This window comes from Bradyrhizobium sp. LMTR 3, from assembly GCF_001693485.1.
Classification (GTDB): domain Bacteria; phylum Pseudomonadota; class Alphaproteobacteria; order Rhizobiales; family Xanthobacteraceae; genus Bradyrhizobium.
Window position 1 is genome coordinate 207851 of sequence record NZ_MAXC01000004.1, and the last position, 21818, is coordinate 229668.

The following is a 21818-nucleotide window of genomic DNA, read 5'->3' on the forward strand; positions in this document are numbered from 1 at the left end:
CTTCAGTAGGGTTAAAGCAGCCGACAAGAATAAAATTTTAGGGAAACTGTTGCCGCAGCGCAGCCAACCAGCGCCCGGGCGACTCGACGGGGTCATTTCATCGGCTTCGACGCGCTGATGCCCGGCTTGGACAACATTTGATCAGCCTCGCGTGTTAACGCCTGTGGTCGCTCGCCGGCGCCGCGATGTTCGTGGCTCAGCGAACGGCGCCCGAACGCTCCCTCGCAGGAGCAGCAATGCCGCAGCGCTCACAACCCTTTCATCGGCCAAAAGAATGACCGCGGTCCTCGGCAGACCGCGGTCACTGATGAAGCAGGCCGAATTAGCTCCAGCACGCAGCCTTAGCCGCCGATGCCCTTCTCCTTGAAGTACTTCAACGCGCCAGGATGGAACGGGATCGGCGAGCGCTCCTGCACCTGGTTGTCGAGCGAGAAGCTTTCGGCTTCCTTGTGCACGGCAACAATGTCGGCCTTCTTTTCCACCAGCGTCTTGACGATGGTATAGGCGTCTTCATTGCTCATCTTGTCGCCGGTAACGATCAGATTCCAGACTTCGGTGATGGCGTTATCCTTGTCGTAGCCGGGATAGGAGCCCGCCTTGATCTTTCCGGGAGAATAGAGCTTGCCGTATTTGGCATTCATCTTCTCGGCCAGATCGCCATGGTCGATCAGCTTCATTTTCATGCCCGGCGTCGCCGCGAGATCGGTGATTGCGGCGGTCGGAATACCGCCGACCCAGAAGAAGGCGTCGATCTTGCGGTCCTTGACCGCGTTGACGGATTCGGCGACGCCGAGCCGCTCGCGCTTCATGTCCTTGTCCTTGTCGAGGCCGGCTGCCTCGATGACGCGGAATGCCATTACCTCGGTGGCGCTGCCGGGTGAACCCGTCGAAACGCGCTTGCCCTTGAGGTCTGCCATGGTCTGGATACCGGTGCCTTCCACCGTCACCACATGCATGCGGTTCGGATAGACCACGAGCAGCGCCTGCAACGGCACCTTGCCGCTCTTGAACTTGTCCTGCCCTTGCAGAGCATCGAGTGCGGCATCGGCCATGGTGAAGGCAAGCTCGCTTTTTCCCGCGCCGATCAGCTTGAGATTGTCGACCGAGCCGCCGGTGACCTCGGCGGTGGCCTGCACGTTGGGAAGGTTTTTCGAGAGCACGTTGGCAACCGCGCCGCCGAGCGGATAGTAGACGCCGCCGGTGCCGCCGGTGCCGATCGACATGGTTTTCTGCTGCGCATGGGCTGCGCCGGCCAAGGCGAGCCCCAGAGCCATCGCCAGTATCGCTGTGGTCTTTCTCATTTTTGTCTCCTCAATTGCTTCTTCTCTATGTCGTGACCGCAGGTCGCTCTGGCGACCGCGTTCTGGCCTGCCACAGCAATACGCCGAAACCGATGATCAGGCCCGGCACATAGGTGTAGCTGATATCGCGTCCGATGATCCATTCGGCCATTGCCTCAATCAGGCTTGGGAACACCAGCAGCAATCCCGATAGCAGAAGCAGGCCGCGCTCGACCGCTGTATTTTGTCGCAGTGCCCAGTTCTGGGCAAATGCAGCCAGCGCCAGCAGCCCCAAGCTTGTCTTGATCGTGATTTCGAGAATGTCGACCCACGATCCGCCCTTGGGGATCGACATCAGTAGGCCGCCGCCCTGCGGATCGAGCACGAAGACGAACGGCACCAGGAACGCCGGCAGCGTATATTTCCAGGACTGCAGCGTGGTCTTGTAGGGATCGCCGCCGGTGATGGCGGCCGCCGCGAACGGCGACAGGGCGGTCGGCGGCGAGACCTCCGACAGGACGGCATAGTAGAAGATGAACATATGCGCGGCGTAATCAGGCACGCCGAGCTTGACCAGCGCGGGCGCGGCGATGACCGCGCAGATGATGTAGGACGCCGTCACCGGCACGGCGAGGCCGATAACCCAGACGATCAGCGCGGTGTAGATCGCCGTCAGCAACAGGCTGCCGCCGGCATAGGCGATGACGATCGACGAGAACTTGAGGCCGAGTCCGGTCAGCGTCACGATGCCGACGACGATGCCGGCGCAGGCGCAGGTGGTCGCGGCATTGAGCGCGCCGATCGAGCCGTCGGCCAGTGCCTTCACCAGTTTGCTCGGCATCAGCGCGGTCTCCCGGCGCAGGAAGCTCAGCGCAAAGGTGACGACGATGGCGTAGAACACCGATAGCGACGGCGAGTAGCCGATGACCATGAAAAAGACGACGGCGAGCAGCGAGATGAAGTGGAATCCGTACCGCCTGGTCATCTGGCCGAGCGACATCTCGGGCGTGAAGGTCACGTTCTTGGCGTGGAATTTCTTGGCGTCCAGCTCGACCATGAATAACAGCGACATGTAATAAAGACAGGTCGGGATGGTCGCCATCCAGATGACGTCGAGATAGCTGATCTTGAGAAACTCGGCGATCAGGAACGCGGCGGCGCCGAGTACGGGCGGCGACAGGATCGCGCCCAGCCCGCCGGCAGCGAGCAATCCGCCCGCGGCGTTCCTCTCGAAGCCCGCCTTCGCCATCATCGGATAGGCCACAGTGCCGATCATTACGGTCGTGGCGACGCCCGATCCGGAGGGGCCGCCGAGCAGGAACGAGGACAGCACGACGGTGCGGCCGGCGCTGTTCGACTTGCCGCCCATCAAGGCCAGCGAGAAATCGATGAAGAATTTGCCGGCTCCGGAATGCTGCAGGAATGCGCCGTAGATCGTGAACAGGATGATCAGCGTCGCCGATACGTCGACTGCGACGCCGAAAATGCCTTCCAGCGTAATGAAGAGATGGCCGACCAGGCGGTCCAGATCGTAGCCGCGATGGGTCCAGGGCGCCGGCAGATACGGACCGAGCATCGCATAGGAAATGAACAGCAGCGACACGACCGGCATGATCGGGCCCGTTGTCCGGCGCGTCGCTTCCAGCAGCATCACGATGAAGACGATGCCGACGATCACGTCCCAGCGATCGGGCGTGGTGGCGCGGTCGGTAAAATCCTCGCCACCCCATAGCGCGTAGATGACGGTTGCTACCGCGACGATCCCGGGAACGACGTCCCACCAGCGCACGCGGTTGCGGAACCGCGTCGCCAGCGGAAACAGCAGGAAGCTCAAGATCAAGGTGAAGGCGACGTGGGTGTAGCGAAGCTCCTGGGTCGGAACGATGGCATAGGCCGCATAGAGGTGAAACAGGCTCATGACCACGGCAATCGTGGTCGAAATCCTTCCCGCCCACCCCATCAGGCGGTTGGTCGCGCCTTCTTCCGCCTCGATGTAGGCTTCCGCCTTGTGCAAGGCTTCGTCCGAAACGGTGACGACCTCGTCATTGGGCGGCGTTGTCTTGTCTACGGCCATACTTCCCCCGGGGACCGGTTAACTTTCCGGCCCGATTGCGGCGGGCCTCCTTCGCGGGCCGCATTCAGTCCGTTTTGGGTGGCGGTGGCAAGGGGCTTTTCGGCCTATGTCCAAGTCGCTGCTTTAGCTTTTCGGACAGGTTGACCCAGGGCCGCCGTCCGTCCAATTTCCCGCCCCAAAATTCGGATGCGCCGCATTCGTGCGCGCTGCAATGCAACGACAACCCAAAGGGAGAAGAAGTCGATGGAACGGCTCAAGGGCAAGGTGGCGATGGTGGTGGGCGCGGGATCGATCGGTCCCGGCTGGGGCAATGGCAAGGCGACCGCCGTCACCTTCGCGCGCGAGGGTGCCAGCGTGTTCTGCGTCGATCGCAATGCGGCTGCCGCAAAAGAAACCGTCAGCATCATCACGGGCGAGGGCGGCAAGGCTGCCGCCTTCACCGCCGACGTTTCGCGCGAGGCCGAGGTCGAGGCGATGGTGGCCGCGTGCCTGAAGGCCTATGGCCGCATCGACGTGCTCGACAACAATGTCGGCATCGCCGAAATGGGCAGCGTCGTCGAAGTGAACGAGGCAAGCTGGGACCACGTTTTCGCGGTCAATCTCAAGAGCGCCTATTTTGCCATGAAGCACGTCATTCCCGTGATGCAGAAGCAGGGCGGCGGCTCGGTCATCAACATCTCGTCGATCGCATCGATTCGCCATCTCGGCATCTCCTACGTCACCTATGGCGCCTCGAAGGCGGCGATGAACCAGATGACGCGCACCACCGCCGTGCAATTCGCGAAAGACCATGTTCGCGTGAACTGCATCCTGCCGGGCCTGATGAAGACGCCGATGGTCGAGCACTCGGCCGGCCTTGCTGCAAGCTATTCGGCCGGCGATGTCGAAGCGATGTGGCGGGCGCGCGACGCGCAGGTGCCGATGGGGCACATGGGCGACGCCTGGGACGTTGCCAATGCCGCGCTGTTTCTCGCCTCCGACGAATCCCGTTACGTCACTGGAATCGAGCTCGTGGTCGACGGCGGGATAACGGTGAAGTCGAGCTAGCCGCGACAACCACTCCCTTGTCGTCCCGGCGAACGCCGGGACGACAAGGTCAGCCCCGCGCGCTCAACTCCGCCCAGTCCAGTTCTTCTTCGAGCTGGTGAAATGCATCGTCGCCGATTTCCTCGGATTCCCGCAGATTGAGGAGCGATTGCCGCGCGGCGCGAATCGCGCGGCGGCGCAGCGGGTCGGCCGGCAGTTCGCCGCTGGTGAGGCCGCCATCGTCCCGGGCGCCGAGCAACAGTGCGCGGTATTCAAGCCGGAGCAACTCGGCTGCCTCGGATGGGTCGCCGTCGATTTCATCGAGCGCCGCCCGATAGGCTGCCGCCCGCGCGCGTGCGACTTCCGACGCCACCGGGTTCTCATCCCGCAGCCGCAGTGCCGTGATCAGCGGCCGTAGTGTCAGGCCCTGAATCACAAGCGATCCCAGCACCACAGTGAATGCTGTCAGCAGCATCAGGTCGCGATATGGAAAGTCTTCGGGCAGCGCGAAGGCCGCCGCCAGCGTAACGATGCCGCGCATGCCGCACCAGGAGACGACTATGCCGCCCCGAATGGTCGGCGCGGTCATTGGCCGTTTCGGGTGGAGTAGACGGCGCGCGATCACAAGCCGCAGCACCGCGCCGTACGACATCACCCAGACGATGCGCGTCAGGATTACGATGCCGAGCACGGCGGCGGCGACCAGACAATACTTCAACCGCACGGCATCATCGAGCCGTTCCCAAATCGGCCGCAACTGCAACCCGATCAGCACGAATGCCAGCACATTGAGGACAAAGACGGCGGTTTCCCACACCGCATAGGTGGGCACGCGCAGCCGCGCCGGCATTCGCGCCGGAGAGGTGCGCGCGAGCGTGATCGCATAGGCGACGATGGTGAGGATCCCGGACAAGCCGATATGCTCGGCGACGATCCATACCGTGAAGGTGCCGGCGAATTGCGTGATGATCGCGCTCGGCGCTTCCGTGATCCGCTGGGTCAACGGCATCCAAAGCCGGGCACACAGATAGCCAGCCAGCAGGCTTCCGATTAATGCGAACGCGATCGAGGGGGCGTGCTCACTCCATCTGAAATGATGGGCCATCGCGACGCCGACGGCGACGCGATAGACCAACAGCGCGCTGGCGTCATTGAGCAGGCTCTCGCCTTCGAGAATCTTGAGCAGACGGTGTGGCAGGTTGACCTGACGCAGGATTGCCGTCGCCGCAGCAGCATCGGGCGGTGCGACGATGGCGCCAAGCGCGACCGCTGCGGCCCAGGGCATGTCGGGCAGAAGCCAGTGCACCAACACCGCGACCGACGCGGTGGTGAGGCCGACGGCGACGAGGACGAGCGTGGAGACAGGCAGCCAGTTGTTTCGGAGGTCGCGCAGCGACGTGTCGAAAGCCGCATCCAGCAACACCGGCGCGACGAACAGCGCCAGCGCCAGATCCGGCTCCAGTGTCCATTGCGGTCCCGAAGGCACGAATGCCAGCAACATGCCGCCAAGCGCAAGAAATGTCGGGTAGGGCACGTTGAGCCGCCGCGCAAGCGCGGATAGCAGCACCGCGCCAAGCAGCAGCCCGATGATCCATTCAAATGCTTGCAATTCGGGATTCCCTGCCGGCCGAGATCAATGTCGCCATCAATCTAGCACCAAAACCGGCAGGTTTTCCCGGCTGAAGCTTGTCCTTATTCGGACGATCAGCTCAGCCTGGCAAGTTGTACTCGTCGCTACTGCGCCATCGCCAATATGCCGCCAGCGAAGGAATGCCACAGCGGAGAGAGGCTGATCGGCCAGTTCAGAAACTTGATCGCGATCAGCGCAATGCCGCCGTAGACATAAACCGGATGCGGCCGGCCGCGCGTTCGCCAGTCGAAAACGATGGCAGCCACCAGCAGGAGATAGGCGACGAGGGCCGGCGGGATGGTCACGGGGACCGGCGGCGGGCCGAGCGGGCCGGGAGGCGCGAGGAAGGTGAGAAACCAGCGGGCGACCGCGGCATCCAGCAGCGAAATGCTGGCCAGCAGCATCAGCCGCTTATGGGTTTCCGGCCGCCGGATCGCGGCAATCGCCAGCGTGAACACGACGGCAAAGAACAGAATTCCGCTGAGCGGAACGATCGAAAATGCGATTCCTTCATCGGTCAATCCCGCCGCCGCGGAGCGCTTCATCGCGTTGACCGCGACCAGGAAGCCGAAAATCGTCATCGCGGTCGCCAGCGAGACGCCGATCATGCCGATGGCGCGGTGCCGGGCGACGTTGCCGGATGCGGCAAGCCAGCTCTGGAATGCAAAGTAAAGCGACCAGGCGAAAAACAGCAGGCCGTGAAAGTGCACGACGGGCGAGGCCGAGAACGATCGCTTCGCCAGTGGCAGCCAGTAGGTCGGCGCGAAGCCGAGAAAGGCGACGGCCGTGCAGGCCAGGGCCATGTAGAAGTAGAAGTAGCCGGTTTGGGATTGCGCGATGGTGCGCGGCGGATTGAAGTCGGTCAATGTGGTCATGGCTGTTGAGTCCGCGAGAACTGCAAAAGGTTCACGGCAGATTTTCTCACGGATCGTATTCTTCCGTCTGTGAAGCGAATTACGTTTCCCGCAGGTCACGTTTCGGCCAAAATCTGTTCTTGCGAACTGGAAATCTGCAGGCTGCTTGTCGAAAACGCAGGTCACTTGCTAGGATCGCGACACAATCGACAGCACTTTCCGGATCAATTGATGCGAGGCTATCCCCACATCCGCAGCCTGGTCGTGGCTTCCCTGCTGTCGCTGACGTATGCGCATGATGCATCGGCGACCGGGACCGAGCCGGGCGAGGATATACGCATTGATCCTGCCGCCTGTCTTGCCGCCGGCCTTGCGCATGATCACGACAGGACGGTGCATCTCTGCAGCGCGCTGATCGACAACGCAAAGACCGAAAAGGCCGACCGCATCAAGGCACTGATTGCACGTGCGACCGCCTATGAGCGCAAGGACATGATCGACCGCGCCATCGCCGACTATGATGGCGTGTTGCGGCTCGATCCGGCGCACGCCGATGTTCACAACGCGCGTGGCGAACTCTGGCGCAAGAAGGGTGATCTGCCCAAGGCGGTGGCCGATTTTGCCGCGGCAATCAAGCTGAACCCGGACCACGTCGTCGCAAGAGCCAACCATCGGGCGCTGGCGCAGGAGGCGGAGCGGCAGGGCGCGCTGAAGGCGGTCGCCGGCAAACCGAGCTTCAACTGTGCCACTGCCCGCCGCAAGGTGGAGAAGGAGATATGCGCCAATCCCGAACTCGCCGATCTCGATCGCGAGGTTCAAGCCTCCTATATCAGGACGGCCGCTGAGAAGATGACCCCACAGCAGGCGCGCAAGCTGCGGCGGGAGCAGGAGGAATACATCGCCCGCCGCAACGCAGAGTACGGCCGGCCCGGCTACGATCTGAAAAAGGCCATGCGCGACCGCCTGCAGCAGATCAACGGGATCGACGGGTACTAGGCCGTTTTTTGGGCCCGATGAGGGGATACGCCAGCGCGGCGCGATGGCTGCCGGTGAGAAGCTCACTTCCATCGCCCGGCAGTAGAGCTTAGTCGAACGGTCAAGCCATTCCCGGCTTGATCTGGCGCAACTTCCCGTGACAATGCCTGAAATAAATGCTGCCCAGCCGTTATGGCCGGGCTTGTCCCGGCCATCCACGCCTTGCGAATTTTGAGGTGAAGCAAGCACGTGGATGCCCGGCACAAGGCCGGGCATGACGACCATGGGCGAACGAGCGGGGAGTGCGCCATGAACATCCAAGACAACAGCCGCTATCATGAGGTCCATGCCCGCTCGCTGGCGGACCCGGAGGCATTTTGGGCTGACGCCGCGCGCGAGATCGACTGGATCGAGCCGGCCAAGAAGATCTTCGATCCCTCGATGGGCGCGTATGGCCAATGGTTCGCCGGCGCCGTGGTCAACACCTGCTACAACGCACTCGACCGCCATGTCGCGGGCGGACGCGCCGACCAGGTCGCGCTGATCCACGATTCGCCGCTCACCAATACGATCTCGAAATTCACCTATGCCGAGATGCTGAAGGAGGTGCAGACGCTCGCCGCCGTGATGACCGACTTCGGCGTCGCCAAGGGCGACCGCGTCATCCTGTATATGCCGCTGGTGCCGGAAGCGGTGTTCGCGATGCTGGCCTGCGCGCGGATCGGCGCGGTGCACAGTGTCGTGTTCGGCGGCTTTGCCGCCAAAGAACTCGCAACGCGGATCGAGGACGCCAAGCCGAAGCTGATCTTCTCGGCGAGCTGCGGGATCGAGCCCGGCCGCATCGTGCAATACAAGCCGCTGCTCGACGAGGCGATCAAGCTCTCCAGTGCCAAACCGCAGGCCTGCGTCATCCTGCAGCGGCCGCAGCATCTTTGCGAACTCACCGCCGGCCGCGATCATGATTGGGCGGCGCTCCGCCGCGCGGCGCTCGACGCCGGCAAGGCCGCGCCCTGCACGCCGGTGCTCGCCACCGATCCGCTCTATATTCTCTACACGTCAGGTACAACGGGAGTTCCGAAGGGCGTCGTGCGCGACAATGGCGGGCATCTGGTCGCGCTGAAATGGTCGATGTTCAATCTCTACGGCGTCAAGCCGGGCGAGGTCTGGTGGTGCGGCTCCGACATCGGCTGGGTGGTCGGCCACAGCTACATCGTCTACGGCCCGCTGATCCATGGCGCCACCTCGATCATGTATGAGGGCAAGCCGATCGGCACGCCCGACGCCGGCGCGTTCTGGCGCGTCATTTCCGAGCACAAGGCCGTCGCGCTGTTCACCGCGCCGACCGCCTTCCGCGCCATCCGCAAGGAAGATCCGGACGGCGCGTTCATCCGCAAATACGATCTGTCGAAATTCCGCACGCTGTTCCTGGCCGGCGAGCGCGCCGATCCGCCGACGGTGGAATGGGCGGAAGCGCAGTTGAAGGTGCCGGTCATCGATCATTGGTGGCAGACCGAGACCGGCTGGTGCATCGCCGGCAATCCGGTGGGCCTTGGCATGTTGCCGGTCAAGCACGGCTCGCCGACGGTGCCGATGCCGGGCTATCAGGTCGACGTGGTCGACGAGGCCTCCAAGCAGGTCGCGGCAGGCACCATGGGCTCGATCGTGATCAAGCTGCCGATGCCGCCCGGCTGCCTGCCGACGCTGTGGCAGCAGGATGAGCGCTTCAGGGAAGCCTACCTCACCGAATTCCCCGGCTACTACAAGACCTCAGATGCCGGCTACAAGGACGAGGACGGCTATGTCTGGGTGATGGGCCGTACCGACGACATCATCAATGTCGCCGGCCATCGACTCTCCACCGGCGGCATGGAGGAAATTCTGGCCTCTCACCCTGATGTCGCCGAATGCGCCGTGCTCGGCGTCAAGGATGCGATCAAGGGCGAGGTACCTTGCGGCTTCCTGGTGCTGAAGGCCGGCGTGACGCGAGCTCCGGCCGAGATCGAAAAGGAGATCGTGGCGCTGGTGCGCGACAAGCTTGGACCGGTCGCGGCCTTCAAGCTGGCGATCACGGTGGGGCGCCTGCCGAAGACGCGCTCGGGAAAAATCCTGCGCGGCACCATCAAGAAGATCGCCGACGGCGAAAGCTGGACCATGCCGGCCACCATCGAGGACCCCAAGGTGCTCGACGAAATCGGCGACGCGCTGAAGGGCAGGGTGTAAGCGACTGTCGTCGTTCCGGGGCGATGCAAAGCATCGAACCTCAGGTGCGCAATTGCGCACCGGGGAACCTCGAGATTCTCAGGGGCGCAAGGGCGCCCCATAGTTCGGTCCTGCGGACCGCCCGGAATGACGGACCTTATGATGCCCGGGCTTGACCCGGGCATCCATCATCGTCAAAGCAGGCTGCCATTATTTCGATGGATTGCCGGCTCATCCCGATCAAGTTGGGGACGGGCGCCCGGCAATGATGAAACCTGGAAGGGACAGAGCATGCGACGTAACCTGCCACTCGCATTCCTCCTCATCGCACCACTGCTCGCGGGTTGCCTCGAACGCGGCCAGCCGACCATGGTCGACACCAGCGCCGACGATGACGCGTTCTGTCGCTCCAACAATGTTGCGCCGGGTTCCAACGATTACGTCAACTGCCGCAAGAACCGCGACGTCCAGCGCGGCAACGCCAATGCGCGTACCGACCGCGCCCAGCGCAATCTCGCCGAGCAGATGCTGAACAATCCGACCAGGCCGTGATCAGGAGGTCCGTATGAACGAAGATGTCTTCAACGTCAGCCTGCGCAAATTTCTCAAGCAAGTCGGCGTCACCTCGCAGCGTGAGATCGAAAAGGCCGTGCGCGATGCCATCGAGTCGGGAAAGCTGAAGGGCCATGAAAAGTTGCCGGCGAAGATGGTTCTCACGATCAGCGGCATCGGCCTGTCGCATGAGATTGACGAGGAGATCGATCTGGGCTGAGCGGTTTCTTCGGGACCCTGCAGTTGCAGGCGCGAAGCCCCTGTTGGGGCAGCGCACGGCCGTCGCGCAAAAAAAAGATACTTTGCAGTAACGGCTTGTCCTGCCACCGCCGCGCACGTTTCGAATCGATGCTATAAGTCGGGCATGGAACAACTTGCAATCAAGCTGCTGGGGTTTGCCGCCGCGACGTGCACAACCCTCGCTTATGCCCCGCAATTCATCAAGGTCTGGAGAACCCGCTCCACGGAGGACATTTCACTGGGCATGTTCCTCGTCATGCTGCTCGGGCTCGTGCTTTGGCTGCTGTACGGCCTGTTTTCCGGCGATGTCCCGCTCATCATCGCCAATGCCATAACGATCGTCCTGGCCGGCGGGATCCTGTTCATGAAGCTGAAATACGGCTGAGCCCCCAAACAAAAAACGCGGCAGGTTGCCCCGCCGCGTTCGACATCGGCCGTAGCCGATAATCTTACTCCTCGTCTTCGTCCTGCTTCTTGCCGCCGATGTTCTTGAGTTTGGCGAACACGGCATCGACGTTGAGGTCGTCCTCCGACTTCTCGCTCGGCTCGAATTCCGGCTCCTTTTTCGTGGTCTCGGAGGCCGGCAGCAGGGTGGCGCCGCCGTAAGCCGCGGGCACCGGCTTTTCCTTCGCCGCGCGTTGCACCTCGAAATCGAGCTCGATCTGCGAGCACAGGCCGAGCGTCACCGGGTCCATTGGGGTCAGCGTCGAGGCGTTCCAGTGGGTGCGGTCGCGGACTGAGGCGATGGTGGTCTTGGTGGTGCCGACCAGGCGCATGATCTGCGCGTCCTTCAGTTCAGGATGGTTGCGGACCAGCCACAGGATCGCACTCGGCCGCTCGTGGCGGCGCGACACCGGCGTATAGCGCGGGCCCTTCTTCTTGGCGGCTGGCGGCAGCACCACCTTGCTCTCGCCGAGCTTGAGGCGGTAGTTCGGGTCCTTTTCGCCCCTTTCGATCTCGTCGCGGGTCAATTGACCGGTCGAAATCGGGTCCATGCCCTTGATCCCCTGGGCGGCGTCGCCATCGGCGATGGCGCGGACCTCGAGAGGGTGCATTTTGGTGAAATCGGCCACCTGGTCGAAGGTCAAAGCGGTATTATCAACCAGCCACACGGCCGTCGCCTTGGGCATCAGCGGTGCATTGCTCATGGCAAATCTCCTTTGTGCCTCGCCCACCTCTTTCGGAGGCGAAGCCTGTGGTCATCGGTGATGACGGGAATTCAACGCCTATATAGGCCTTCCGGCCCCACTGGCGCAATGGTCTGCTAAAGTGCCTTGACACAGCTCGAAAGCAGTCCCAAGTCCTTATCCGAATTGGCCGTTCCCTGCCCGCCGGCAAGGGGTGATTCGGTCCCGAGATAGCGCCCCATGCCAGCCAAACCAGACCTCAGAATCGTGCTTTGTTCCCCCCGCGGCTTCTGCGCCGGGGTGGTGCGGGCCATCGATACCGTGGAGCGGGCGCTCGCCATCTATGGCGCCCCCGTCTATGTCCGGCACGAGATCGTGCATAACCGCTACGTGGTCGACAGCCTGAAGACCAAGGGCGCGATTTTCGTCGAGGAACTCGCCGAAATCCCGGACAATACCAACGCCCCGGTGGTGTTTTCGGCCCACGGGGTTCCCAAATCGGTTCCGGCGGACGCCCGCGCCCGCAATTTCTTCTCGCTGGACGCAACCTGCCCGCTCGTTACCAAGGTGCACCGCGAGGCCGCGATCCACTTCAAGCGCGGCCGTGAAATCCTGCTGATCGGGCATTCGCATCACCCCGAGGTGGTCGGCACGCTCGGGCAGTTGCCGACGGGCGCGGTGACGCTGATCGAGACCGCTGAGGATGCCAAGACGTTCGCGCCGAAGGATCCGAACAACCTCGCTTTCGTGACCCAGACGACGTTGTCGATCGACGACACCGCCGAGATCGTCGCGCTGCTCAAGGAGCGCTTCCCGAACATCAACGGCCCGCACAAGGAAGACATCTGCTACGCCACCACCAACCGCCAGCTCGCGGTGAAGAAGGTGGCGCCGGTTGTCGATGCCCTGATCGTGGTCGGCGCGCCGAACTCGTCGAACTCGCAGCGCCTGCGCGAAGTCGCCGAGCGTGAGGGCTGCCCGGTCTCGGTGCTGGCGCAGCGCGCCTCGGATCTCGACTGGTCGCGCTTCGAGGGCATCAAGAGCCTCGGCATCACGGCGGGCGCGTCCGCGCCGGAAGTGATCGTCGAGGAAATCATGGGCGCCTTCGCCGAGCGGTTCGAATTGCATGTGGAGACGGTGTCGGCCGCGGAGGAGAATGAGTTCTTCCCGCTGCCGCGTTCGCTGCGGCCCGAAGCTGCCGCCGAGTAGTCGCGATGGCGGTTTACACCGACGTCGCCGCCGAAGACCTCGCGGAGTTCCTGAAGGGCTACGACATCGGCGAGTTGCTCTCCTACAAGGGCATCGCTGAAGGCGTCGAGAATTCCAATTTTCTGCTGCATAGCAGCAAGGGTGCCTTCATCCTCACGCTCTATGAAAAGCGCGTGGCGGTGGACGATTTGCCTTACTTCCTGTCGCTGATGGCGCATCTGGCCGAGCGCGGCGTGCGTTGCCCGCAGCCCGCCCGTAACCGCAAGGGCGAAGTCTACAGCGAACTGGCCGGGCGTCCCGCGGCGATCATCAACTTTCTCGAAGGCATGTGGCCGCGGCGGCCTAATGCCGCGCATTGCACCGGCGTCGGCGAGGCGCTGGCAAAGATGCATCTGGCGGGCCGCGACTTCCCGATGTTCCGCAAGAACCCGCTGTCGGTCGAGGGCTGGCGGCCGCTGTTCGATCTCGCCGCATCGCGCGCCGACAGCGTCGCGCCCGGCTTGCAGGACTTCATCGCGCGCGAGCTCGATCACCTCGAGGCGTGCTGGCCCAAGGATCTGCCGCTCGGCGTCATCCACGCCGATCTGTTTCCCGACAATGTCTTCTTCCTCGGCGACAAACTGTCCGGCCTGATCGACTTCCCGTTTTCCTGCAACGACATCCTGGCCTACGACGTCGCGATCTGCCTGAATGCGTGGTGTTTTGAGCCGGATCATTCGTTCAACGTCACCAAGGCGCGCGCGCTGCTCAACGCCTATGGCCGCGAGCGGCAATTGTCTGATACCGAGCAGGAAGCGCTGCCGCTGCTCGCGCGCGGCTCGGCGCTGCGCTTCCTCCTGACGCGGCTCGTCGATTTTCTCAACGTGCCGCCGGGCGCGCTGGTGAAGCCGAAGGACCCGCTCGAATACGTCCGCAAGCTGCGCTTCCACCAGAGCGTTTCCAGCGTGCGCGACTACGGCCTGGCCCAGCCCGGATTTGTCGCTTGAGCGAATTGCCGCACGTGACGGTTTTCACCGACGGCGCCTGCTCGGGCAATCCCGGCCCCGGCGGCTGGGGCGCGATTCTGAGATTCGGCGATAAAGAGAAAGAACTGAAGGGCGGCGAGCCGCACACCACCAACAACCGCATGGAGCTGATGGCGGCGATCTCGGCGCTGGAAGCACTGAAAAAGCCGTGCGTGGTCGATCTCACCACCGACAGCCAGTATGTCCGCCAGGGCATCAGCGGCTGGATCCATGGCTGGAAGCGGAACGGCTGGCGCACCGCAGACAAGAAGCCGGTCAAGAACGTCGATCTCTGGCAGCGCCTCGATGCCGCGCTGAAACCGCACGAGGTGCGTTGGCACTGGATCAGGGGCCACGCCGGCCACGCCGAAAACGAGCGCGCCGATCAACTCGCGCGCGAGGGCGTGGCGATGGCGAGGTTGCAGGAGAGAGTAGTGAAGTAGGGCTCCTCTTCCCCTCTCCCCTTGTGGGAGAGGGTGGATCGATCGCGCAAAGCGCGATTGAGACGGGTGAGGGGTTCTCTCCGCGGATACAGACCCCTCATCCGGCGCTTCGCGCCACCTTCTCCCACAAGGGGAGAAGGAAGAAGAGAGCGCGATGTCGTGGTAACACTCAGAGCTGCCCCAGCAGCGTATCGCCGCCGGAAACTTCGACCTTGCCCGGCGCGGGCTCGAGGTTGAGCTTCTTCACCACGCCGTCTTCCACCAGCATCGAATAGCGCTTGGAGCGGATGCCGAGGCCATTGCCGGAGGCATCGAGCTCCATGCCGATCGCCTTGGTGAAGTCGGCATTGCCGTCGGCGAGGAATACGGCTTCGTCGCGCTGGTCGGTGTCGCGCTTCCACGCATTCATGACAAAGGCGTCGTTGACGGAGACGATGGCGATGATGTTCACGCCCTTGTCCTTGATGGCATAAGCGTTGAGGAAGATGCTCGGCAGGTGCATCTTGTGGCAGGTGCCGGTGTAGGCGCCGGGCACCGCGAACAGCGCTACCTTCTTGCCCTTGAAAATGTCGTCGGTGGTTTTGACCTGCGGGCCTTCCGCCGTCATCACGCGAAACTTGGCTTCCGGCAGCTTGTCGCCAACTTGGATCGTCATCGTCAATTCTCCCTCAATGAGCGGTTCGTGTTTATAGCGTTTTCGAGCGAAGTGGGTACCGGTTCGCGTGAAGAAAACGCGTCAAAACAACAATCTGGAGCGGACGCTCCAGACCGGGCAGGTGAACGGCACAATATTCAGGGGAGGAGAAACGGCAACGGTCGAGACCGTTCACGCTTGCGTCATCACGGCGAAAAGCCGCCTTCATCGAGGAATGCCTGCTCCTCCGGCGTTGTGGCGCGGCCCAAAAGGTGGTTGCGGTGGGGAAAGCGGCCGAAACGCCGGATGATATCAGCGTGGTGCTCGGCCCATTTCAGGCTTTCGGTATGGCCGGCCGCGCGTGACAGCTCGATGCAGCGCAACTGGTCGCCCAGGTGCTCCGAATGCATGAAAGGCAGATAGAGGAATTCACGCAAACCGGGATCGATCCGCGCGTCGACGCCGCGGTCGACGGCGCGGTGCGCCACCTCACGGGCGAGGCGGTCGCTGGCATAGGTCCTGATGTCGCCGCGGAACATGTTGCGGGGAAACTGGTCGAGCACGATGACGAGCGCCAGCGCGCCGTCATCGCTCGTCTCCCATGACGATAATTCGCCGGCCGCCGCTCTCTGCCAAAGGCCGAGAAAGCGCCGGCATACCTCCGCATCGAAAGCGTCGTCGCGCGTGTACCAGCGATCAGGGCCGGCGTCGCGCCAGAAGGCCAGAATGTCGGCTGGCGCGACGTTGGTCTCCGTCATGTCGAGAGGTCCGCCTGCGCCTTACGCCGCGGCCTTCTTCTCGTCGCGCAGTTCGCGGCGCAGGATCTTGCCGACATTGGTCTTGGGCAAATCGGTCCTGAACTCGATCTGCTTGGGGACCTTGTAGGCGGTGAGCTGCGTGGTGCAGTACTTGATGACGTCTTCGGCCGAAAGGTTTGGGTCCTTCTTGACGATGAAGGCCTTCACCGCCTCGCCCGACTTCGAATCCGCCACACCGATCACGGCGCATTCGAGCACGCCTGGATGCCCCGCGATCACTTCCTCGATCTCGTTCGGATAGACGTTGAAGCCCGAGACCAGGATCATGTCCTTCTTGCGGTCGACGATCTTGGTGTAGCCGCGTTCGTCCATGACGCCGATGTCGCCGGTGCGGAAGAAGCCGTCCGCGGTCATCACGTTCGCGGTCTCTTCCGGCCGATTCCAGTAGCCGGTCATCACCTGCGGTCCCTTGGCGCAGATCTCGCCCGGCTCGCCGAGCGGCACTTCCTTGCCGTCGTCGTCGCGGATCGAGATGTAGGTCGAGGGCACGGGAATGCCGATCGAGCCGGAGAACTGATCGGCGTCGGCGGGGTTGCAGGTCAGCGTCGGCGAGGTCTCGGACAGCCCGTAGCCTTCCGACAGCGCGCAGCCGGTGACCTTGAGCCATTTCTCGGCGACTGCCTTTTGCGTCGCCATGCCGCCGCCGAACGAGGTTTTCAGCTTGGAGAAGTCGACCTTGTCGAACCCGGGCGCGTTGAGCAGGGCGTTGTAGAGCGTGTTGACCGCCGGGAAGCTGTTGACCTGGTACTTCATCAATTCCTTGATGAAGCCCGGTATATCGCGCGGATTCGGAATCAACAGGTTGACGCCGCCGGCCCGCACCGCCAGCAGGAAGCACGCCGTCAGCGCGAAGATGTGGTAGAGCGGCAGCGCGCAGACGACGAAGAGTTGGTCGACATGCGGGGACTTCTTCAGCGCCGGCTGCAGCCAGGCGTCGTTCTGCAGCACGTTGGCGAGGATGTTCTTGTGCAGCAGCGTCGCGCCCTTGGAGACGCCGGTGGTGCCGCCGGTATATTGCAGGAAAGCGACGTCATCGCGCGTCAGTTGCGGCTTGCTCAGCTTCATGCTGCGGCCGGCGGAGAGCGCATCGTTGAACGAGACGGAGCCTGGAAGCGACCACGCCGGCACCATCTTCTTCACCTTGCGCACGACGAGATTGACGATCACGCCCTTGAAGCCGAGTAGGTCGCCCATGCTGCCGACGATCACGTGCTTCACGGAGGTCCTCGCAATCACCTGCTGCACCGTGGTGGCGAAATTCTCCAGCACGATGATCGCTTCCGCGCCGGAATCCTTGAGCTGATGCTCGAGCTCGCGCGGGGTGTAGAGCGGATTGACATTCACCACCGCATATCCCGCGCGCAGCACGGCGGCGGTCGAGACCGGGTACTGCAGCACGTTCGGCATCATCAGCGCGACGCGGGCGCCCTTTTGCAGGCCCTTGCTCTGCAGATAGGCACCGAGTGCCTGGGACATCTCGTCGAGGTCGCGGTAGCTGATCGACTTGTCCATGCAGATGAATGCCTTGCGATCGGCGAACTTCTTGAAGCTTTCTTCCAACAGCTCGCCCAGCGACGAGTACTGGGTGACGTCGATATCGGCTGGCACGCCGGCCGGATATTGCTTGAGCCAGATCCGCTCCATGGTATTTCCCCTCTGGTTCCGAGCCCGGCTCTGATTGCATCAGATCCGTGCTCTAATTTTTGTTTGACGCGTTTTCTTCATGCGAACCGGTACCCACTTCGCTCGAAAACGCTATGGCTCCCTGTTTCTCGGCCGGGCATGCCTTGTTTTGGGCAGTATTGTGAATGCCGCCGCCGATGGCAAGCGGCTGCGCGCTATCGACGCATTTCGGCGATCTGGAATCGTTCGGTCGAACGGCAGGAAAGCTGCCTAATTACGTGGCTCCGCGGCCCGTTAACCAGCCGGCTTGTTTTCGCCTTTGGGTTTAGCGGCGGCGTTCGGCTTGGCCGGCTTCGGCGCGGGCTTGTCTCCGACGGCGACGGGCTTGGCGGCCGGCTTTTTGTCAGCGGAAGCTGCCGGCTTTCTTTCGGCCGATGCGGCCGGCTTTCTCTCGGCCGATGCGGCCGGCTTGGCGGCAGCCTCCGGCTTGGCAGCAGCCTCCGGCTTGGCAGTCGCGTGCCGGACTGCAGCAGGCTTGGCTGCCGGCTTCGCGCTGGCTTCGGCCTTTGGTGCTGCGGCGTCAGGCTTCTTCGCTGCAATCGTCGATTTCTTGCCGCGCTTTGGCGTCTGCTTCTCGGCATCCGCTGCAACGGCGGCGATCAATGCCGGGCCGGTCTTGGTTGGACCGGTATAGACCGGAACAGGCTCGGACGGCTCCGCCGCAGCCGCCAGCAGATCCGCAGGTTTGACCGGGTGGTTCTGCAGCCCCGCCGTGAAGAAGTTCACCGCGGTCTCGCCAGTCGAAGTGTTGCCGTTGCTGGCCACGATGTCTGGGTCCTCGTCGGTGGCCGGCCGCTTGCGCTTGCCGTTGCACATCTCGTCGCGCAGGTTCGGCGGCGTCGCGTCGACCGGAACCAGTTTGTCGACGGTGCCGAGCGCGGGCGTCAGCCAGCCCAGCCCGTTGCCGAAGCCGCGCTCCAGCAATTGCGCTGCACGAATGGCCCGCGCCTGGCCTGAGGATGCGCCGAGCACGACGGCGATCAGCCGCTTGCCGTTGCGCGTCGCAGACGCAACCAGATTGTAGCCGGAAGCGCAGATGAAGCCGGTCTTGAAACCGTCGGCGCCGGGATAGCGCCCGATCAGCTTGTTGAAATTCTGCGTCACCCTGCGGCCGTAGCGGATCGAGGGGATCTGCATGAAGTATTCGTACTCGGGCAGGTCGCGAATGACGGCGCGTGCCAGCATCGCGAGGTCGCGCGCCGACGTGATCTGTCCATCCGCGGGCAGGCCGTTGGGATTGACATAACTCGTCTGCGTCATGCCGAGCCGCAAGGCGGTCTGGTTCATCATCGCCGAGAAACCGTCGACCGATCCGCCGACGCCTTCGGCGAGCACCACGGCCATGTCGTTGGCCGACTTCACCATCATCATCTTGAGCGCGTTGTCGATGGTGACCTGGGTGCCCGGAGGAAAACCCATCTTGGACGGCGACTGCGAGGCGGCGACCGGCGACACCGTCAAGAGCGTGTCGAGCGACAGTCGTCCTTCCTTGACCGCCTTCAGCGTGACGTAAGCCGTCATGATCTTGGTCACCGACGCGGGATACCAGGGCATGGTGGCATTGTCGGCCTGCAGCACCTTGCCGGTATCGGCTTCGACCACCAGCAGCGCTTCGGCGTGCACGGCGCGCGGCGTTATGACGGCAAGCGCCGTCGCCAGCAAAATCAGGTTCAATGAGGAAGCGCGAAGCAACGGGCGAAGAAGATGCACTTTTCCGTTCCGGTCCTTTGAGACCCGCCTTCGAAAAGGAGAGGTCCTTAAATCAAATGTTCGGGTTTCAAGCGTGTCCGGCGCCGTCGCATTGCGGCAAGTCGCAAAGCTATACCGGCTTGGCGATTCAGAACAGAGGCCCGACGATTTAATCGTGGACGAAGTAGGCGCAATTTCGGCGATAATTGAACCGTAACAGATGCTTGCCGGCCTATTTGACCTTGATGCCGGCCCGGGCATTCTCCTGCACCATGAACTGGGCCTTGGCGAGTTCCGCGAAGCGACCGCCCATGGCGACCAGTTCATCGAAAGTTCCACTCTCGATCACCCGCCCGTTGTCGAACATCAGAATGCGGGTCGCGTTGCGAATGGTCGAAAGCCGGTGCGCGATCACGAAGGTGGTGCGGCCCTTCATGACCTCGTCGAGCGCCGCGTTGACCTTGGCCTCGGTGACGGCGTCGAGCGCGCTGGTCGCCTCGTCGAGGATCAGGATCGGCGGGTCTTTCAGCAGCGCACGGGCGATCGACAGGCGCTGCCGCTCGCCGCCGGATAGCATCCGGCCGCGCTCGCCGGCATGGGTCTCGAATTTCTTCTCGCTGCGCTCGATGAATTCCAGCGCCTGGGCGCGGCTTGCGGCGACGCGCATTTCCTCGTCTGTCGCGTCCGGCTTCCCGACGAGCAGATTGTCCGCGATCGAGCGGTTGAACAGCAGCGCCTCCTGGAACACCACGCCGATGTTCCGCCGCAGCGCCGTCAGCTTCAACGCGCGAATGTCCATGCCGTCGATCTTGATGATGCCGGACTGCGGATCGAAGGCGCGATGCAACAGCGCAATCGCCGTCGACTTGCCGGCGCCGGTCGGGCCGACCAGGGCGATGGTCTGCCCGGGCAGAGCGGTAAACGAAACGTCTTCGACCGCGGGCCGTTTGCCGTCATAGGAAAACGACACGTCGTGGAATTCGACGAGGCCGGAAAGCCGTCCGGTATCGACCGCTCCGGGCCGGTCGCGCACTGCGGGTACAGCATCCAGCACGTCGAAGAATTCCTGCAGCCTTGGCGCCTCCATGAACACGCTGTTGATGAAGCTCACCACCTGTTCCAGCTTCTGGATCAGCATGGTCGCGAAGCTGACAAACATCACGATCTCGCCGACCGTCGTCTGTCCCTGCGCGTGCAGGTAGATGCCGACGGTAAAGATCGCGAGCACGGTGATGGTGGTGGAAGCGCGGGTGATGACGGTGACCAGCGCCCACCAGCCCAGTACCGGCATCTGCGCGGCGAGCAGCTTGTCGGCGACGAAACGCAGGCCCTGCACTTCAGCGTCGATCCGCACGAAGCTTTGCACCAGCGCAACGTTGCCGAGCGCGTCGGATGCGCGCGCCGAGAGATCGCTGTACTGCGCCTCGACGTCGCTTTGCATTCCGTAGGTTTTGCGCACGACAAACGTGGTCAGCAGCGTGAACACCACGCACAGCACGAACAGCAGGATTGCTAGCCGCCAATTGATGTAGAGCGCGAGCGGCAGCAGTACGACCAGTGACAGGATCGCCGCAAAATGCTCGCGGAAGAAGGCGAGCCAGAGCCGCCACAGTGCATCGGTGCCGTTCAGCATCACCTTCATCAGCCGTCCCGAATGGGTGCCGGTGTGGAAGGTGAGCGGTAGCTGCATGATGTGCTCGAAATAGTCGGTCAGCACCACCTGGCGCTGGCGGTGCGCCAGCTTGTCGGCATGGAGGGCGACGAGCGCGCTGCAGGCGATGGTGAACAGGCCGAATACAACCCAGGCCGCCAGCAGCGGCCAGGCCGAATTCGAGGCCAGCATCCCGCTCTGCGGCTTGCCCGAGAGTACGTCGACGATCTTGCCGAACAGTACCGGCTCGGCGAATTGCGCCACGGCCAGCAGGAGATTGGCGACGGCGAGAATCCAGCCCAGCCGCGCCTCCTTGCCAAGCAGCTCGAGGACACGGGTGTAAAGGCGCAGCATGGACATCAGATGAGGACTCGCAAGGCGATTCAATCGCCCATTGTAAACAGGGATCGCTCGGGACGACTAGTGAGGCCGGGCGCACACGTCAACGACCTGAGCAAGCGGCACCCCTCTCCCCAACCCTCCCCCGCAAGGGGGGAGGGAGCCCGATCAGTCTGCTCACCTCACTTCCTTCGCATCACAAGTGCTGAACATCGCGAGCATTTGTGAGAGAGGCACCGACGGATAGGTTCCCTCCCCCCTTGCGGGCTACGGGATCCCCGAAAGTGATTCCCCGGATTTTGTGAATGTGATTCAAGGCCTTTCGACCTATTTTGGCGGGAGGCATGCGATGTCTTTTGGCGATATTCGGGTTGCTGAGCGTGCTGATTGG

At 62.9% G+C, this 21818-nt stretch carries 19 protein-coding genes; 9 read left to right on the forward strand and 10 right to left on the reverse strand.

What is annotated here, in order from left to right; all coding sequences use genetic code 11:
- Positions 1-341 precede the first annotated feature (341 nt).
- Complete coding sequence (locus tag LMTR3_RS05280) at positions 342-1301, reverse strand: TAXI family TRAP transporter solute-binding subunit (protein ID WP_065744015.1); 960 nt, start codon at positions 1299-1301, stop codon at positions 342-344.
- Between the two features lie 25 nt (positions 1302-1326).
- Entirely contained in the window at positions 1327-3354 is a 2028-nt protein-coding gene (locus LMTR3_RS05285; RefSeq protein ID WP_065744016.1) for a TRAP transporter permease, read from the reverse strand.
- Between the two features lie 243 nt (positions 3355-3597).
- Between LMTR3_RS05285 and LMTR3_RS05290 the strand changes: the two genes are divergently transcribed.
- Entirely contained in the window at positions 3598-4401 is an 804-nt protein-coding gene (locus LMTR3_RS05290) for an SDR family NAD(P)-dependent oxidoreductase (protein WP_065744057.1), read from the forward strand.
- Between the two features lie 49 nt (positions 4402-4450).
- On the opposite strand, the gene LMTR3_RS05295 is transcribed toward LMTR3_RS05290, so the two are convergent.
- Positions 4451-5989 carry a cation:proton antiporter gene (locus LMTR3_RS05295; protein ID WP_065744017.1) on the reverse strand — a complete coding sequence of 513 codons (1539 nt, stop codon included), beginning with the start codon at positions 5987-5989 and terminating at the stop codon, positions 4451-4453.
- 125 nt (positions 5990-6114) lie between these two features.
- Complete coding sequence (locus tag LMTR3_RS05300; RefSeq protein WP_065744018.1) at positions 6115-6885, reverse strand: hypothetical protein; 771 nt, start codon at positions 6883-6885, stop codon at positions 6115-6117.
- Positions 6886-7095: 210 nt separating this feature from the next.
- On the opposite strand from LMTR3_RS05300, the gene LMTR3_RS05305 reads away from it, so the two are divergent.
- The 5 genes from LMTR3_RS05305 to LMTR3_RS05325 all read left to right on the forward strand — a co-directional run bounded on the left by LMTR3_RS05305 (position 7096) and on the right by LMTR3_RS05325 (position 11215).
- Positions 7096-7860: a tetratricopeptide repeat protein gene (locus LMTR3_RS05305; RefSeq protein ID WP_065744019.1), complete on the forward strand. Its 765-nt coding sequence runs from the start codon at positions 7096-7098 to the stop codon at positions 7858-7860.
- A gap of 288 nt (positions 7861-8148) precedes the next feature.
- Positions 8149-10059: a propionyl-CoA synthetase gene (locus LMTR3_RS05310; protein ID WP_065744020.1), complete on the forward strand. Its 1911-nt coding sequence runs from the start codon at positions 8149-8151 to the stop codon at positions 10057-10059.
- 270 nt (positions 10060-10329) lie between these two features.
- On the forward strand, positions 10330-10590 hold the full coding sequence (locus tag LMTR3_RS05315; protein WP_065744021.1) for a hypothetical protein: 261 nt from the start codon (positions 10330-10332) through the stop codon (positions 10588-10590).
- Between the two features lie 13 nt (positions 10591-10603).
- On the forward strand, positions 10604-10810 hold the full coding sequence (locus tag LMTR3_RS05320) for a DUF6494 family protein (RefSeq protein ID WP_065744022.1): 207 nt from the start codon (positions 10604-10606) through the stop codon (positions 10808-10810).
- A gap of 144 nt (positions 10811-10954) precedes the next feature.
- On the forward strand, positions 10955-11215 hold the full coding sequence (locus LMTR3_RS05325) for a SemiSWEET transporter (RefSeq protein WP_028348103.1): 261 nt from the start codon (positions 10955-10957) through the stop codon (positions 11213-11215).
- A gap of 64 nt (positions 11216-11279) precedes the next feature.
- Here LMTR3_RS05325 and LMTR3_RS05330 read toward each other — a convergent pair whose 3' ends face one another.
- Positions 11280-11978 carry a DUF1013 domain-containing protein gene (locus LMTR3_RS05330; RefSeq protein ID WP_065744023.1) on the reverse strand — a complete coding sequence of 233 codons (699 nt, stop codon included), beginning with the start codon at positions 11976-11978 and terminating at the stop codon, positions 11280-11282.
- A gap of 219 nt (positions 11979-12197) precedes the next feature.
- On the opposite strand from LMTR3_RS05330, the gene ispH reads away from it, so the two are divergent.
- Genes ispH through rnhA form a run of 3 tightly spaced genes read left to right on the forward strand, consistent with a single transcriptional unit; the run spans position 12198 to position 14613 of the window.
- A complete protein-coding gene (gene ispH / locus LMTR3_RS05335; RefSeq protein ID WP_028348105.1) occupies positions 12198-13166 on the forward strand; it encodes a 4-hydroxy-3-methylbut-2-enyl diphosphate reductase in 969 nt (322 codons plus the stop codon).
- Positions 13167-13171: 5 nt separating this feature from the next.
- Positions 13172-14152, forward strand: coding sequence for a homoserine kinase (locus LMTR3_RS05340; protein WP_065744024.1), 981 nt, complete (start codon positions 13172-13174; stop codon positions 14150-14152).
- The gene (gene rnhA / locus LMTR3_RS05345; protein WP_065744025.1) at positions 14149-14613 is read left to right on the forward strand and encodes a ribonuclease HI; all 465 of its coding nucleotides are present in this window, start codon (positions 14149-14151) and stop codon (positions 14611-14613) included. Before LMTR3_RS05340 ends, rnhA begins: the two co-directional genes overlap by 4 nt.
- Before the next feature lie 169 nt (positions 14614-14782).
- Here the strand turns inward: rnhA and LMTR3_RS05350 are convergent, their stop codons facing one another.
- From LMTR3_RS05350 to LMTR3_RS05370, 5 genes are all read right to left on the reverse strand, one after another.
- Positions 14783-15268, reverse strand: a complete 486-nt coding sequence (locus tag LMTR3_RS05350) for a peroxiredoxin (RefSeq protein ID WP_065744026.1) — start codon at positions 15266-15268, stop codon at positions 14783-14785.
- A 185-nt stretch (positions 15269-15453) separates the two neighbouring features.
- Positions 15454-16005, reverse strand: a complete 552-nt coding sequence (locus LMTR3_RS05355; protein ID WP_065744027.1) for a DUF924 family protein — start codon at positions 16003-16005, stop codon at positions 15454-15456.
- 21 nt (positions 16006-16026) lie between these two features.
- Positions 16027-17709 (reverse strand): long-chain fatty acid--CoA ligase, encoded by a 1683-nt coding sequence (locus LMTR3_RS05360; protein WP_065744028.1) that lies wholly within the window; start codon positions 17707-17709, stop codon positions 16027-16029.
- Positions 17710-17982: 273 nt separating this feature from the next.
- Positions 17983-19458, reverse strand: coding sequence for a D-alanyl-D-alanine carboxypeptidase family protein (locus tag LMTR3_RS05365; RefSeq protein ID WP_065744029.1), 1476 nt, complete (start codon positions 19456-19458; stop codon positions 17983-17985).
- Positions 19459-19669: 211 nt separating this feature from the next.
- Complete coding sequence (locus LMTR3_RS05370; RefSeq protein ID WP_065744030.1) at positions 19670-21448, reverse strand: glucan ABC transporter ATP-binding protein/ permease; 1779 nt, start codon at positions 21446-21448, stop codon at positions 19670-19672.
- Positions 21449-21818 lie beyond the last annotated feature (370 nt).

Excerpts from the sequence above, each read along its gene's own strand:
- LMTR3_RS05280 (WP_065744015.1), bottom strand. The coding sequence starts at position 1,301 with ATGAGAAAGACCACAGCGATACTGGCGATGGCTCTGGGGCTCGCCTTG.
- LMTR3_RS05285 (WP_065744016.1), bottom strand. The coding sequence starts at position 3,354 with ATGGCCGTAGACAAGACAACGCCGCCCAATGACGAGGTCGTCACCGTT.
- LMTR3_RS05290 (WP_065744057.1), top strand. The coding sequence starts at position 3,598 with ATGGAACGGCTCAAGGGCAAGGTGGCGATGGTGGTGGGCGCGGGATCG.
- LMTR3_RS05300 (WP_065744018.1), bottom strand. The coding sequence starts at position 6,885 with ATGACCACATTGACCGACTTCAATCCGCCGCGCACCATCGCGCAATCC.
- LMTR3_RS05305 (WP_065744019.1), top strand. The coding sequence starts at position 7,096 with ATGCGAGGCTATCCCCACATCCGCAGCCTGGTCGTGGCTTCCCTGCTG.
- LMTR3_RS05310 (WP_065744020.1), top strand. The coding sequence starts at position 8,149 with ATGAACATCCAAGACAACAGCCGCTATCATGAGGTCCATGCCCGCTCG.
- LMTR3_RS05315 (WP_065744021.1), top strand. The coding sequence starts at position 10,330 with ATGCGACGTAACCTGCCACTCGCATTCCTCCTCATCGCACCACTGCTC.
- LMTR3_RS05320 (WP_065744022.1), top strand. The coding sequence starts at position 10,604 with ATGAACGAAGATGTCTTCAACGTCAGCCTGCGCAAATTTCTCAAGCAA.
- LMTR3_RS05325 (WP_028348103.1), top strand. The coding sequence starts at position 10,955 with ATGGAACAACTTGCAATCAAGCTGCTGGGGTTTGCCGCCGCGACGTGC.
- LMTR3_RS05330 (WP_065744023.1), bottom strand. The coding sequence starts at position 11,978 with ATGAGCAATGCACCGCTGATGCCCAAGGCGACGGCCGTGTGGCTGGTT.
- ispH (WP_028348105.1), top strand. The coding sequence starts at position 12,198 with ATGCCAGCCAAACCAGACCTCAGAATCGTGCTTTGTTCCCCCCGCGGC.
- LMTR3_RS05340 (WP_065744024.1), top strand. The coding sequence starts at position 13,172 with ATGGCGGTTTACACCGACGTCGCCGCCGAAGACCTCGCGGAGTTCCTG.
- LMTR3_RS05350 (WP_065744026.1), bottom strand. The coding sequence starts at position 15,268 with ATGACGATCCAAGTTGGCGACAAGCTGCCGGAAGCCAAGTTTCGCGTG.
- LMTR3_RS05355 (WP_065744027.1), bottom strand. The coding sequence starts at position 16,005 with ATGACGGAGACCAACGTCGCGCCAGCCGACATTCTGGCCTTCTGGCGC.
- LMTR3_RS05360 (WP_065744028.1), bottom strand. The coding sequence starts at position 17,709 with ATGGAGCGGATCTGGCTCAAGCAATATCCGGCCGGCGTGCCAGCCGAT.
- LMTR3_RS05370 (WP_065744030.1), bottom strand. The coding sequence starts at position 21,448 with ATGTCCATGCTGCGCCTTTACACCCGTGTCCTCGAGCTGCTTGGCAAG.